Origin of the sequence: Rohdeia mirabilis (assembly GCA_007750655.1) — a bacterium.
Lineage (GTDB): Bacteria > Planctomycetota > UBA1135 > UBA1135.
Genome location: CP036290.1, coordinates 389666 through 402940, shown reverse-complemented (window position 1 = coordinate 402940; position 13275 = coordinate 389666). Strand labels below are relative to the sequence as shown.

The window sequence follows — 13275 nt, the reverse complement described above, 5'->3', positions numbered from 1 at the left end:
CATGCGCAGCGGGTTGCCGACGATCGGCGAGCCTTCGTAGCCGAGGCTCGGCACGCCGGCCGATCCAGCGGTCCCGCCGCCCAGGAAGACCGAGTCGGCCGCGTCCGGACAGGGCGTCTGGGCGGCGAGCGGACCGGCAAGAAGGGCGAACGACAGGGCGGCGGCAGCGGGAGCTGCCAGGGTCTGGAAGCGCATGGAGCGAGCTGGGGGTGGCGACTGGGGCGGGCGGGCGCTCCACGAGTCTAGAGCACCCAACACGACCCCCCGGGCGGATCGCCGCTCCCCCCAGGGAGAGGACGCGCCCCGTCACCCCAAGCCCGGATCAAGGGCGGACCTGGGTCGGTCGACGACTCCCCGACCAGCGCGCGTTCCCCGCCGCTCTCCAGCACGCGCCGCCCAGCGCCGACCGCCCATGCACAGCACCCACCCCGCCACCAGTCCGTCGCCGCTCGCCGCCTGCCGTTCCGACGCGCACTCGCCCGCCCACGGCGCCGGCGTTCGCAACAGCAGCACCAACTCCGCCGCAGCGTCCCCCACCGCCACCGACCGCGCCGTCCGCGAGCTCTACGACCGCTACCCCTACCCCGACGGGCCGCCGATGCTGCGCGCGGGGTACGACGTGCGGCAGGTGCTGTCGACCGGTCGACTGACGCGCGCCGACACGGGAGCGCTCGGCCGTCCGCTGCGCGTGCTCGACGCCGGGTGCGGTCGCGGCGTCGGACTGCTCGGCGAAGCAACGGTGCAGCCCGACGTCGAGTACCTCGGCATCGACCTCAACCGCCGCGCGCTCGACGAGGTGCGCGAGCGCGTGCGCGCGTTCGGACTCACGAACGTGCGCGTGGCCGAGGTCGACCTCGCGACACTCGCCGGACTCGACGTGCCCGACGGTGGTTTCGACGTGATCCGCTCGTCGGGCGTGGTCCACCACCTCGACGATCCAACTGCGGCGCTCGCGCGGCTCGGTGACGTGCTAGCGCCGCACGGCGTCCTCGACGTGATGGTCTACGCGCGCCTCGGTCGCGCACCGATCCACCGCGTCGCGGCTGCCGTCACCGCAGCGGTTCCCGCCGACCTCGGGTTCGACGCGCGCATCGCGCTGGGGCGCAGGCTGTGCGCGAGCCGCGCGGACGCGCTCGATCCGGCCTGTCCGTTCGCGAGCGCGGCGCGTTGTGGCGACGTCGAGTTCGCCGACCGCTACCTGCACCCGCGCGAACGGGCCTATTCGGTGACCGAATTGATCGAAGCCGCGACCGAGGCCGGACTCGCGCCGCTCGAGCTTCCGGACCGCCGCGCCTGGGACCCGGCCCGTTGGATCACCGACCCGGCGGCACTCGCGGCGCTCGAGCAGCGTCCGCCGCTCGAACAACTGCGCGCGATCGAACAGCTCGCCGCGCCCGACCGACTCGAAGCGCGCTTCTGCCGGCCGGAGAACGGTCCGCGCGAACCGCTCGCCGCGACCCAGCTCGACGCGACGGTGCTGCTCGCCCACCCCGACGCGGCCTTCGAGGTCACGACGCGGGTCGCGCCGGCGGGCCTGCGGACCGAGGCGGTCGCCGTACGCGAGCGCCAACACCCGGCCGAGCCCTTGTCCGACGCACCGACCGCGCTGGCCGCGGCCCTCGCGTCGCGGCGCGCACGCCCGTGGCGCGGGGCCGAGCTGATCGCCGAACTCGTGGGCCGCGGCCTGCCGGAGTCGGCGGCTCGAGCGGCGCTGCTGGCGCTCGTCGAGCGCGACCTGGTCTACGCCCCGCATCCGTGCGAAGTGGCCTGACGGGGACGAACGAGAACCTCGAGGTCTGCTCAGGATCCGCGGCGCGGGCGGCCGATCCCCCCCTCGCCATGTCCAGCACCCACCCCAACGACGCCACCGTTCTCGTCTGTACCGGCCTCGGTCTCGCGACCGTTCTGGCCGGCCTCTTCGTCCTCACCACGCGCGACGACTCGACTCCGGTCACGGCCGTTCACGTGCAGGCCAGCCTGATGGGTTCGAGCTCGCCGCTCGCGCGCACCCAGGCCCTGTCCGGAAGTGTCGCCGGCATCGAGGAGACCTTCATGCGCTCGAACGAGCGCGCGGCGGTCGAAGCCCTGAACACGATCACCGCCGCCCAGCGCGACGCCCAGGAACGTCTGCTGATCGACGTCGATCAGGACGGATTCGGCGAGTACGCCTACTTCGGTGAACTCATGGGACTCGCGCCGCTGCGCACCGCGCCCGAGTCGTTCGACGTGGACGTCGCCGAGTCGTCGGGCGGCGACGTCGACGGCGACCTCGAAGCCGATGCGTCCACCGATGAGGCCCCGGTCGCGGCCCGAGTCCCACAGCCCACCGCCACGCCGCTGCTCGACCGCGGCTTCGGCGAACTGAAGTCGACCGTGCGCGGAACGGTGCTCGTGCGCGACGGGTACGTCTTCCAGATGCACCTGCCGGGCCCCGGCGACGAGAACGACGTCTACCCCGGTCTCGCGGAAGCGGGCAGCACGGGCCTCGGCGGTGCGAGCACGACCGGAACGACGCCCGAGCCGATGGCCGCCGCGCACGTGTGGGTCTGCTACGCCTGGCCGCTCGACCACGGCGTCAGCGGCGAGCGCGCCTTCTTCGTCAACCAGGACGGCATCGTGTGCGAGACGCCCAACGGCTCCGGTCTGTACGTCGGCCTCGAGCGCATCCCGCGCTTCGACGCCGCGCTCAGCCGCGTCAGCACCGGCAACATGCTCGCGGGCGCGGGCTGGGTCGACAGCTCGGCCAACGACGGCCAGACCTGGACGCGTTCGATCGAGTGACCCGGCGCGGGCACCGACGCCCGCAACAGCCGCACGGAGCGGGCCCCTGTCGCACCTCGCGTGGTGCAGCGGGGGCCCGCTCCGCGTTCGGAGCGACGGGATCCGAACGTGCCTACACTGGGCCGATGATCAACGGCATCCACGGCATGTTCTATTCGAGCGAACCCGAGGCCCTGCGCGAGTTCCTGCGCGACAAGCTCGGCCTCCCGGCCAAGGACGTCGGCCACGGCTGGCTCATCTACGACTTCACGCAGGCCGACATGGGTGTGCATCCGACGCTGCCCCCGATGGGCGATCCGGGTGGTCCGCCCTCGGGCACCCACAGCGTGTCGTTCACCTGCGCGGACATCGCGAAGACGGTGGAAGAACTGAAGGGCCGCGGCGTCGAGTTCGCCACCGAGATCGAGGACCGCGGCTACGGCCTCGTGATCGAGCTCGAAATGCCCGGCGGCGTGCGGATCGACCTGTACGAACCGCGCTACTGAACCGGCTTCGAACAGCTCTCGAACCGGCTTCGAACCACGCAGCGGACAGGCGTGAGCGGAGACGAACTTCCGACGTCTTGGCCGTACCGCCCGTTCTCCGACGACGGCCGCGCGCACCCGCGACGATCGGGCCTCGTTCCACCCCACCCGACCGAACCATGCTCACGACGATCGCACTCGGCCTTCTCCTCAGCGGTGCCCAGGACGCCGCGGACTCGCTCGGACCGGCCGCGGCGAAGGCTCGGGGCCCGCGCTTCGCTGCGCCGGTCATGGTCCGCGCGGGCGACGCACCGCTGAACGGAGCGGACGACCTCCTGTACCCGTCGCCGGTCCTCTTCGACGTGGACGGCGACGGCGACACGGAGCTGGTGGTCGGCGACCTGTGGGGCAACCTGTTCCGCTACGAACGGATCGCGACCGACGACGCCTCGGTGCGCTTCGGCCCGCGCGAACGCGTCCAGTACTTCGACGGCGCGAACGTCGAACTGCCCAACTGGTGATGCATCGGCATGTGTCCACAGTTGGTGGACTTCGACGCGGACGGCCACATGGACCTCGTCGCCGGCACGTTCGACGGCGCGGCGTTCCTCGTGCGAGGCTCGGAACGGGGCTACCAGCCCTTCGAGCGGATCCGCGACGTCGAGGGCCGGCAGGTGCAGCTCTCGTCCTTCTGGAACTACGAGACCGAGTCCTGGGACGACGCGGAACGCGGCCCCGCGGGCGCGCCGAACCCGGCCGACCACATGATCTCGACCGCGGCGGTGGACTGGGACGGCGACGGGGACCTCGACCTCGTGTTGGGTGCGAAGAAGGGTCGGCTGTACGTGCAGCGCAACGTGGGAACGCGCACCGAACCGGTCTACTCCGGCGTGAGCGAGCCGATCCTGACCAGCATCGGCGACGTGGACGCATCGGCGTCGGCCGCCACTCAGGTCCGCACCAGCGAACACCTCACCGTTCCGGGCGGATGCACGGCGCCACGTGTCGTGGACTGGAACGGCGACGGCCTGTTCGACCTGGTGTGCGGCAGCTTCGGAGGCGGCGTGTTCGCCTACCTGAACCGCGGTACTCGCCAGGAGCCCGCGTTCGGTGTGCCGATCGCGCTCCTGTACAACACCGTCGACCGCACGCCTCGGGGCGGAGCCGCCCACTCGGGCCCCGAACGCGGCACCTACGCCGACGCGGTGGACTACGACGGCGACGGCGACCTCGACCTTCTGGTGGGCGGCTACCTCGAGGTTACGCCCGAGCCGCGCGCCCTGACGCCGGAACAGGAGGCGCGCGTGGCGGAGGTGACCGAGCGGATCCGGGCCCTCGAGAAGCGGATCGACCAGATCGTGCGGGACGGCGTGATCGAGGAGAACGGCGACCTGGACGACGCCACGAACGCGGCGGTCCAGGAGGTCCTCGTCGAGCTGCAACCGCTGCAGGACGAGCTCGATCGCTCGATCCCCCAGGTCGGCGAGCGCGCCCGCGTCTTCTTCTTCGAACGACTGTGATCAGCGATCCGAAGGCTGGAGCTCGGCTGCCGAACACCTAGGATCGAGCTCGCCCGCTCCGTCCTTCGACCTCCACCCCATCGAGACCATGGACATCCGCATCGAATACTGCGTCCGCTGAAACTACCTCCCGCAGGCGACCGGTCTGGTCGCCGAGTTGAAAGGCGTCTTCCCCGACACCGACTTCACCTTCGACGTGGTGAAGGGCGACAACGGCGCCTTCGAGGTCAGCCGCGACGGCCAACTGATCTTCAGCAAGCTGCGCGAGAAGCGCTTCCCGGCCTACCAGGAGATCCCGAACCGCTTCATCGAGATGGACGCGCTGCGTTGAGCGTCGGTCCTCCCACCTGAACGCACGGCGGCGCCGCACCGATTCGTTCGGTGCGGCGCCGCTCGCGTTCGTGCGTGCTACCGGGTCACTGCCGGACGGTCAGGAGCGCGGGGTTGCTGATCCGCAGTGCGCTGATGTCCACGTCGAGCGACTGCAGGACCAGCTCGAGCCCGGCGAGCGCCGCGAACGGCGGGACGACGAGCTGGGTGCTGGTCGTACCGCTCCCGTCGAGCACGAGGATCGCGACGGGGAAGGCGATCAGCGGGTCGATGTGCACGAACATGCCCATGCCGGGAACCTCGAGCGGCACCAACCCTGAGAGCGCGGCGTACGCGGCGTGGACCGCACCCGCGCGGCCGGTCGCCTCGATCGCAGTCACGTCACCTGGTGCGACGAGCGGCGGCGACATCCGCAGCGTCGGACGGTTCTCGGTCTCAGCGACGACCGTCACGCTCGCAACGCCGTGGTTCTGGATGTCGAATCCGGCCTGGTACTCGCCGATCCCGTTGGCGCCCGAGCGCAGCTCGGAGTTCGGCGAGTAGCGCAGGTCGGTCCCGTTCCCCGTGCGGATGGCAGGTCCTCCGCCTGACCAGTCCTGGTCCGAGGTTTGACTTCCGTCTCCACCGATGACGGTGCTGTCCACAATGACGAGTCGCGAATCGGTCGTCAGGATCGCGTGCTCACCTTGAAAACTGTAGATGTCCCACCATTCGAAGCCGAAGTGGGCGCCACCGTTGCCGCCGAGCATTTCGCTGCGGCTGACCTCCACGAACGAGCCGTCGGTGATCACGAGCGCCTCGCCTCCGCCGCCGTCGCCACCGTGGCCTCCGGCGAAGAGACACCCGCTCAGCCACACGCGACTGGCGACGATCGACCCTGCCGTGCCCCCGCTGCCGACGAGCGTCCCGCCGAACGCACCGTGGCTCCCACGGGCTTCGACACCCTGCAGAACGACCGCGTCGCAGTCTGCGATGCCGAGCGCGGTGAAGCCCCAGAAGTTGGCGGCGGTCGACTCGAGTGTCAGGGAGCGCAGGTCCACGAGTTCCACGCGGCCATCGCAGTGGCTGAGATGGATGCGCGGGACGTTCACGCTGGCGTTCGTGGCCGAGTCGAGACCGAAGCCACTGATGCGGACGGTCTCCCCCGCGGACACTCCGTTCACGGCGATGCCGCTGACCGTCGAGTTGGCCGGCCAGGCCACGAAGCTCTGATCGGAGCCCGCCCCGACGATCGACACGTCCCGGTCGACGACAAAGGGCTCGTAGACGCCGGCGGCCACGTGGATCACGGCTCCGGGCGCAGCGGCCGCGAGCGCGTCCGAGACTTGGTCGAAGGTGGCTCCGCTGCCGGCCGGGCCCACGGTGAGCTGGGCGAAGGCCGAGGCGCAGAGGAGTGAAGGCACCGCAAGAGCTGCGGCGACGCGTCGGATGGTGATGTCCATGGCGAATCCTCGGGAGGAGAGTGGGACCTGGGGTGCTGAGGGGGCTCGCGCGGCTCCGCCCGTCGGAGCCGCCACGCCCCGAGCCTAGGGACTGCCGGACGATCGGGCGTCCGATCCAGATCCAGTGCTCGATCCGAGACCGGTCGTGCCGCTGAGCCAGGGCCGTCACGGAGGGGTATGTCCGTGGATTTCGGGCCCAACAACCCGACCCAGGTCGGGTGCCTGGGCCCGAAAGCCCGGCGCGCTCGAGTGGCCTGCCGAGTCCAGATCTGAACGCAACCACCTTGTAGAAATGGAGTTCTGGCCGCGCGCCGAGGCGTTGGCACGCGGCTCGCAAAAGGGGCACGTCGTCGAGCGACTCCCGCTCGGCCCAACCTGCACCGGAGCCATGAAGCACCACGCCATCGCCACGACCGTCCTCGCCGCGACCCTGCCGCTGTTCGCCCTGACCGGCTGCTCCTCCGACGCCGAGGCCCTCGAGGGCGCCGGTGAACACACCGAGCGCGCCTGGGACGACCTCACCGACTACACGGCCGATCAGTACGACGCCTTCGCCGACTCGACGCGGGACGCGCTCTCGGCGCTGAAGGAGCGAGCCGAGTCCGCCCAGGACTCCTCGTCGGACGCCTTCGAAGAGCGCATTGCCGCCCTCGAACAGAAGCTCGAGGAGATGGGCGACGCCACCGGCGATGCCTGGCGCGACGCCCGCGATGCGGTGGTCGACGGCCTCGAACGCCTCGGTGACGACATCGACGGCGCGCTCGACTCCTGATCGCCCAACTCCCCTTCCTTCCATCCCTCACCGCGCGCCCCGTCATCGACGCGAGCGCGTGACCCCCCGAGGCCGCCCTGCGCGCGCCGCGCCCCCAGACTCTCACCCAACGGACCCATGCTGAATTGGATCGTCACCTTCCTCGTCCTCGCCCTCATCGCCGGCGTCCTCGGCTTCTCCGGCGTCTACTCGCTCGCCATCGACATCGCCGGAATCCTGCTCGTCGTCGCCCTCGTGCTGATCGTGGTCAACGTCCTGCGCGGCAAGGGTGCGAGCACAACGGCCTGACCGCGCCCGCCCTCCGACGACGAAGACTCCCCGCCCGCGGTCGCGCTGAGCGGTGACGCGCCGGCCGGATCGAGACCACCTCGATCCGGCCGGGTGCGTTCCCGCCCGATCGCCACCGACACCAGCACTCGCACGACGAGCACGACCAACACCCGACGATGGACTGGAACGAAGAACTCGAGCCTCTGATCGAACGCCTGAACGCGTGGTACGACGCGGCGATCGCCAACCTGCCGAACGCCGCCGTCGCCTTCCTGGTGGTGATCGTCTTCGGCGTCGCGTCGAAGTTCGTCGCGCGCGGCGCCGAGCGGGGCATCGGCAAGGTCGCCCATTCGAGCGCGATCACGGGACTCTTGACCGCCATCGTCCGGATCGCCGTCGTCGCGGTCGGCGCCGTTCTCGCGCTGAGCGTCCTCGGCCTGAAGGAAGCGATCTTCTCGCTGCTGGCCGGCGCGGGCGTCGTCGGACTGGCTCTCGGCTTTGCGTTCCAGGACCTGGCGGCGAACCTGATCGCGGGCGTGTACCTCGGATTCCGCCGGCCGTTCGTGATCGGCGACCTGATCGAGACGAACGACATCTTCGGCATCGTGCGCCGCATCGACCTGCGCAACACGGTGGTCGAGACCTTCACCGGGCACCACGTGATCATCCCGAACAAGGAGGTCTTCGAGAACCCGGTCGAGAACCTCACCGCGACCGACAAACGTCGCCTCGACGTACCCGTCGGCGTCGCCTACGAGACCGATCTCGAGCAGGCGGTCGAGGTCGCCGAGAAGGCGTTGCGCCAGATCGACGGCGTGCGGTCCGAGCCGGCGCCGCAGCTCGTGGGAACCGGTTTCGGCGCCAGCTCGATCGACTTCGAAGCGCGGGTCTGGTTCGACACCGAGAGCGACACCGACTACATCGCCCTGCGAACCGGCGTCATCCTCGCGCTCGAGCACGCCTTCGACGAAGCGGCGATCGAGATCCCCTTCCCGATCCGCACGCTCGACCTCGCGCGTGCCAAGGACGTGCTCGTCGACGACTGGACCGAAGCGCTGGGTGAACAGCTCACCGGGCGCGGGAGCCACGTCGAGGACGGGCGCTCCAGCGACGCCGGCTAGTCCGCGACACGAACACGACCGGGTCGGACGCTCTGCGAACGACTTCCGGGCCCTCGGTCGGACGGCTGCATCCGCAACCGTCGAACGGGGCCCGGGTTCGTTCGGCCCCCAAGTCATTCGCCGACGCATCAGTGGCGCGCCGCTCGCACCAGGTCGGCGAGTTCGTCGCGGCAGCTCGGTGCGGCTGGAAGCGGACTGCGGTCGCGTTCCTCCTCCAGGCGCTCGCGCAGGAAGGTGTACGAGGCTTCGAAGCGCTCCAGCTCGTCGGTCGCGATCGACTGCTTCTCGTCGCCCTCCATCTTGCGCGCGCGCAGCTCCTCCAGGAGTCTCACCCGAGCCACGGGCAACGGAACCGCGTCCAGGAGCCGCGGCAGCGACGCCTCCACTTCACCCGTTCGCACGAGGTGGATCCCGGTCAACAGGGCGCGGTGCACGTAGAGCAGCGCCTTGACGGTCGGGCGCTTCGAGAACAGCACCCACTGCGACCGGCCGAATCCCGAGTAGTGACGCGCGTGTCGACTCGTCACGATCTTCGGCAGCAGGTCCAGCAACTCACGGTGCAGGGCCGTCGAGTGGACGACCAACGGCGAGGCGAGCTGTTCGAGTACGGCTCCATTCGGCCGCAGCAGGAGCGCCGCGAACTTGCCCAGGTCGTGGGAGACGAGGTCGAGATCCACCTCCCCGTCCGGGTCCATGACCTCGATCGTCCGACGCGGATCGCTCAGGCCTCCGAACGCCGCGTGGGGCAGGACGTGCGCTCCTCGCAGGTCGTAGTCGGAGTCCGGCGACGGGAACCCGTATAGGTGCGCTCCGGTCACGGTCGCGAAGACGAGCGGGTGCGGTGATTCTTCGACGACGCGCTGGAGGGCCGCCGTCGCCTCGGCTTCGATGCCGCTCGCACGCAGCTCGTCGATGGCCGGAGCACGCGACGCCGCGGGCGACGGTCGCCACGGGGACGCGAGGCTGGCCGGAGGGACACAGGCGGCACGGCGGGCACCGACGAGGAAGCGCTCCACGCGCTCGTAGTCGGGTCGATCGGGAAGGGACGTGCCGCTGAAGGCGCGCTCGAAACGCTCGGTGAGCTCCGCGCGCCAGTCGTCGACGCGCTCGAGGCTCCAGGCACCGGCGCGGATCTCGAGCAGCTTCTCGCGCTCCTCCCCCTCCACGTCGAGCCTGAGGTCTCCGGTCTCCATGAGGCCGGCGCCGGCGATCTGGAGGCGCAGCAGGTGCATCGCGTGCTTCCACTTCGGCTCGAGACCCTTCGACGAGCGGCGCTCGAAGCGCTTGAACTGTGCGAGCACGTAGCCCGAGTAGGTCTGGTAGACGAGCTTGGAGAAGAACGCCGATCGCATCGCGCGCAGTTCGTCCGCCAGCGGCGTGGAACTCAGGACGAGCGGCGTGCAGAGCACCTCGAGGATGTTCGGATTGGCCTTGAGCGCCAGCAGGAGGAACTTGCGCAGCTCCCAGAACACTTCATCGGCGGGCGCATCGGCCGTCCCCGACTCCTCGAGCTGTGCGGGAGGATCGAACAGCGACCAGGTTCGCTCGGTGGGCGGCAAATAGATGCCGCGCACGTCCTCGTCCGAAGCGTCGTTCGACAGCCCGTAGGCGCGCGAGCCCACCACGGAGCGCAGGACGACGAAGTCGGTGAGTTCGCGATCTTCCAGCGTCGACCGAGCACCTCCCTGACGAGGGTCCTGCGCATCGACCAGGCGGGCGAACTCGCCGCGGGTGAAGTTGGCCTCGTCCCCGTCCTCGAACCGCAGCCGGTACGTGCGCGCCGAGTCGCTCGGGATCGATACGACGACGGCGACAGCGCCGACCGGATGGACCCGGCCGGCACCAGCACCGGGAACCTTCAGGACGACGCGCGTCCCCTCGGAGAGCTGCATTCGCTCGGCAGGCGAGGTCTACTCGCCCGCTTCCTCGCCCAGCGGTCCCGTGCGATCGATCGCGCGGCCGAAGAACAGGGCGTTCTCGAACAGTTTGGCGGTGCCGTCCCACACGCCGCGGAAGAGCGGGTCGTCCACGAGTGCGATCACGGTGCCGGAGCCGACGCGCTGGGCCCGCAGAACGGGCGTGCCCGCGATGCGCTCGACGTTCTCGTCCGCCGCGAAACCCGACAACAGCGGCGCGTCCGTGTAGCGCAGCGGCACCGCGAACGGATCCGTGCTCTCCGGCAGCGTCGAGTTGAAGTTGCGGAAGACCGGCAGGCGGTCGCGCGTGTAGCCGAAGCACATGGGGTGCGTCAGGTCGAGTCGCGCCTCGAAGATGGTGCCCGCGACGCGCTCGGTGGACCGCAGTTGGGCGTAGTCCGCGTAGGCCGGCGGCTCGGAGTCGCCGTCCTCGTCCTCGTCCTTCGCGTCGTCGTCGCCGTCCGCGTTCGACATCAGGTTCTCCGCCGCCCACACGGCCGAACTCTTGGTCGCGACCACGACGCCGCCGGCGCGCACCCAGTCGCGCACCTTCTCCTCTTCGGAGTCGCCCCAGCCGGACGTGGCGCCCGACACGAGCACCAGGTGCGTGTAGCGCGCGAGATCCAGGCCACGGAAGTCGTCCTGCTCGACCATCGACAGCGCGAGTCCGACGCGTTGGTCCAGGTGGAACCAGACTTCGCCGGCTTCGTAGGCCGACACGTTCCCACCGACGAGCATCAACGGCCGCGGCGCCTCCAGGGCCTGCACGTTCCCACTGCCCAGGTCGAGGCCCTCGAACGTGAGGCCGCTGGTCAACGCGCGCACCTCGAGGCCGAGCTCCGACACATCGCGCAGCGCCGCACGGACCTCGGTCGTCGGGAGCGTCTGGATCCCGCGCGGCACGACGATCGTCCCGCGGTCGAACCGGGTCCGCATGTCGCCCTGGGTCGAGGCGCCGAACGCCTGGGTCGAGACGCGCGCCACGACGCCGGCCTCGAGCAACTGGTTCAGCGCGCGCGCGGCCGAGGAACGGTGCCACTCGAAGGCCCACGCGACGGGGCGCTCCTCGCCTTCGAACAGCCCGCCACCGCGCGCTTCCGTGTACGCCTCGCCGACGGCTTGGACCGCGCCGAGCTCGTCGCGACCGAGCGCGCGGTACTGCACGCCGAAGCTCAGCGGGAAGGCCCAACTCGACACGTCGTAGAAGGTGTTGTCGTCCCAGGACGTGCGCAGCTCGAACAGCGCGCGGACCAGGCGGTACTGGGGCTGGCCGGTCGGCACGACCCACGAGGCACCGCGCTCGTAGCTTTCGTCCTCGAGCGCGTCGGTCGCGGCCACGACCTCGATGCCGTGCCGATCGAGCAGGTCCGCCATCCGTCGCGCGCGCAGCGGGTCCTCGGCGCACCCGAAGACGTAGCCGCCGATCTCGGACTCGCCGCCTTCGCGAGCCGCGTCGCGGTAGAAGCTGCGCTGGTAGTCGGACAGTTTCGCGCGCATCCCGTCGACCGCGGCGAACGTCGAGAGCGACGTGGTGAACTGGTTCTTGATCGTGAACGGGAAACTGATCCCGCCGTAGTCGTTCTCCTGGAAGTGGCCGCGCGAGCTGGCCTGCTCGAACAGGATGCCGATGCAGCCGTGCGCGTCCGGGTACGTCGAACCCTTGCCGTAGTAGAAGTCGTCGTAGCTCTCCTCGGTGTAGTAGAGACTCCCGAGGTCGTCGAGCGCCGCGGCGTGGTACGTGGCGATCTCGCGCGTCAGCTCGACGTTGCGGAAAGGCGTCAGCGGGTTCGTGCGCGACGGGATCCCGGGCTGGAAGAAGTACGACGCGCCCGTCCCCATCTCGTGGTAGTCGGTCAGCACCTGCGGCATCCAGGCGTGGAAGCGCTCGATGCGGCCCCGCGATTCGGGGTGCGTCAGCAGCAGCCAGTCGCGGTTGAGATCGAACCAGTAGTGGTTCGTGCGACCGCCGGGCCAGACCTCGCGGTGTTCGCGGTGCGCCGGATCGCCCACGAGGTTCACGCCCTTGTGCGAGTTGGCCCACTGCGCGAAGCGGTCGTGCCCGTCCGGATTGAGACACGTGTCGATCAGCACGATCGTGTTCTCGAGGAAGGCGTCGATGTCGCCGCCGGTCGCCGCGGCCAGGTGATAGCCGGTGAGCAGCGCCGCGTTCGACGCGCTGGGCTCGTTGCCGTGCACGCCGTAGCCCATCCACACCACGTTCGGACCGTCGAACGACTCGGCGCCGGAGAGGACCGCTTCGACGTGCGCGCTGCGCAGATCCTCGAGTCGCGCGTGGTTCGCGGGCGAGGTCACCGTCGCCAGGACCAGCGGCTTGCCCTCGTGGCTGTGGCCGTAGACCTCGATCGAGATCCGGTCCGAACGCTCCGCCAACAGCTCGAACCAACGCACGATCTGGTCGTGCCGCGCGTGCCAGGTCCCGATCTCCCAACCCAGCACGTCGGCCGGGACCGGGAACGCCGCGTCGTAGGTGACGTCGTCGGGCAGGTACCAGGACAGCGGCTGGGGCCCTTCGTCGGGCGCGCCGATCTGCGCGACGGCGTGCGTGGTCGCGACGGAACTCGCGATCAGGACGGCGGCGAGGACGGAGGAGATGCGGGAGCGGAGGTCTCGGAGCTGCATGGCGACCATTGTGGCACGC

Annotated in this window: 11 protein-coding genes and 1 pseudogene; 9 read left to right on the top strand and 3 right to left on the bottom strand. The window is 70.2% G+C overall.

All coding sequences use genetic code 11. From position 1 onward, the window contains the following. The first annotated feature begins 412 nt into the window (after positions 1–412). The 6 genes and pseudogenes from Pla163_RS01460 to Pla163_RS01435 form a co-directional block, all read left to right on the top strand. Positions 413–1771: a class I SAM-dependent methyltransferase gene (locus Pla163_RS01460; RefSeq protein WP_145182485.1), complete on the top strand. Its 1359-nt coding sequence runs from the start codon at positions 413–415 to the stop codon at positions 1769–1771. Positions 1772–1839: 68 nt separating this feature from the next. Then, complete coding sequence (locus Pla163_RS01455; RefSeq protein ID WP_145182482.1) at positions 1840–2781, top strand: hypothetical protein; 942 nt, start codon at positions 1840–1842, stop codon at positions 2779–2781. A gap of 125 nt (positions 2782–2906) precedes the next feature. Continuing rightward, on the top strand, positions 2907–3266 hold the full coding sequence (locus Pla163_RS01450; RefSeq protein WP_145182478.1) for a VOC family protein: 360 nt from the start codon (positions 2907–2909) through the stop codon (positions 3264–3266). A gap of 158 nt (positions 3267–3424) precedes the next feature. Further along, entirely contained in the window at positions 3425–3766 is a 342-nt protein-coding gene (locus tag Pla163_RS01445; RefSeq protein ID WP_145182476.1) for a hypothetical protein, read from the top strand. A 9-nt stretch (positions 3767–3775) separates the two neighbouring features. Further along, the gene (locus tag Pla163_RS01440) at positions 3776–4765 is read left to right on the top strand and encodes an FG-GAP-like repeat-containing protein (protein ID WP_145182473.1); all 990 of its coding nucleotides are present in this window, start codon (positions 3776–3778) and stop codon (positions 4763–4765) included. A gap of 133 nt (positions 4766–4898) precedes the next feature. Next, positions 4899–5096, top strand: a pseudogene (locus Pla163_RS01435) (SelT/SelW/SelH family protein); the annotation flags it as partial. Positions 5097–5181: 85 nt separating this feature from the next. On the opposite strand, the gene Pla163_RS01430 reads toward Pla163_RS01435, so the two are convergent. Next, a complete protein-coding gene (locus Pla163_RS01430; protein ID WP_145182467.1) occupies positions 5182–6537 on the bottom strand; it encodes a hypothetical protein in 1356 nt (451 codons plus the stop codon). Between the two features lie 388 nt (positions 6538–6925). Here Pla163_RS01430 and Pla163_RS01425 point away from each other — a divergent pair, with 388 nt between their 5' ends. The 3 genes from Pla163_RS01425 (at position 6926) to Pla163_RS01415 (ending at position 8700) form a co-directional block, all read left to right on the top strand. After that, the gene (locus Pla163_RS01425; RefSeq protein WP_145182464.1) at positions 6926–7309 is read left to right on the top strand and encodes a hypothetical protein; all 384 of its coding nucleotides are present in this window, start codon (positions 6926–6928) and stop codon (positions 7307–7309) included. A gap of 117 nt (positions 7310–7426) precedes the next feature. Next, positions 7427–7597, top strand: coding sequence for a DUF1328 domain-containing protein (locus Pla163_RS01420; protein ID WP_145182461.1), 171 nt, complete (start codon positions 7427–7429; stop codon positions 7595–7597). 158 nt (positions 7598–7755) lie between these two features. Further along, entirely contained in the window at positions 7756–8700 is a 945-nt protein-coding gene (locus Pla163_RS01415) for a mechanosensitive ion channel family protein (RefSeq protein ID WP_145182458.1), read from the top strand. Between the two features lie 128 nt (positions 8701–8828). On the opposite strand, the gene Pla163_RS01410 is transcribed toward Pla163_RS01415, so the two are convergent. Together Pla163_RS01410 and Pla163_RS01405 are read right to left on the bottom strand one after the other, a co-directional pair. Further along, positions 8829–10592 (bottom strand): nucleotidyltransferase domain-containing protein, encoded by a 1764-nt coding sequence (locus tag Pla163_RS01410; RefSeq protein WP_145182455.1) that lies wholly within the window; start codon positions 10590–10592, stop codon positions 8829–8831. Positions 10593–10610: 18 nt separating this feature from the next. Further along, positions 10611–13256, bottom strand: a complete 2646-nt coding sequence (locus tag Pla163_RS01405; RefSeq protein WP_419186193.1) for a M14 metallopeptidase family protein — start codon at positions 13254–13256, stop codon at positions 10611–10613. Between the last annotated feature and the right edge of the window lie 19 nt (positions 13257–13275).

Bases quoted from the DNA above. Each gene is read 5' to 3' on its own strand.
- Pla163_RS01460 (WP_145182485.1), top strand. From the start codon at position 413: ATGCACAGCACCCACCCCGCCACCAGTCCGTCGCCGCTCGCCGCCTGC.
- Pla163_RS01455 (WP_145182482.1), top strand. From the start codon at position 1,840: ATGTCCAGCACCCACCCCAACGACGCCACCGTTCTCGTCTGTACCGGC.
- Pla163_RS01450 (WP_145182478.1), top strand. From the start codon at position 2,907: ATGATCAACGGCATCCACGGCATGTTCTATTCGAGCGAACCCGAGGCC.
- Pla163_RS01445 (WP_145182476.1), top strand. From the start codon at position 3,425: ATGCTCACGACGATCGCACTCGGCCTTCTCCTCAGCGGTGCCCAGGAC.
- Pla163_RS01440 (WP_145182473.1), top strand. From the start codon at position 3,776: ATGTGTCCACAGTTGGTGGACTTCGACGCGGACGGCCACATGGACCTC.
- Pla163_RS01430 (WP_145182467.1), bottom strand. From the start codon at position 6,537: ATGGACATCACCATCCGACGCGTCGCCGCAGCTCTTGCGGTGCCTTCA.
- Pla163_RS01425 (WP_145182464.1), top strand. From the start codon at position 6,926: ATGAAGCACCACGCCATCGCCACGACCGTCCTCGCCGCGACCCTGCCG.
- Pla163_RS01420 (WP_145182461.1), top strand. From the start codon at position 7,427: ATGCTGAATTGGATCGTCACCTTCCTCGTCCTCGCCCTCATCGCCGGC.
- Pla163_RS01415 (WP_145182458.1), top strand. From the start codon at position 7,756: ATGGACTGGAACGAAGAACTCGAGCCTCTGATCGAACGCCTGAACGCG.
- Pla163_RS01410 (WP_145182455.1), bottom strand. From the start codon at position 10,592: ATGCAGCTCTCCGAGGGGACGCGCGTCGTCCTGAAGGTTCCCGGTGCT.
- Pla163_RS01405 (WP_419186193.1), bottom strand. From the start codon at position 13,256: ATGCAGCTCCGAGACCTCCGCTCCCGCATCTCCTCCGTCCTCGCCGCC.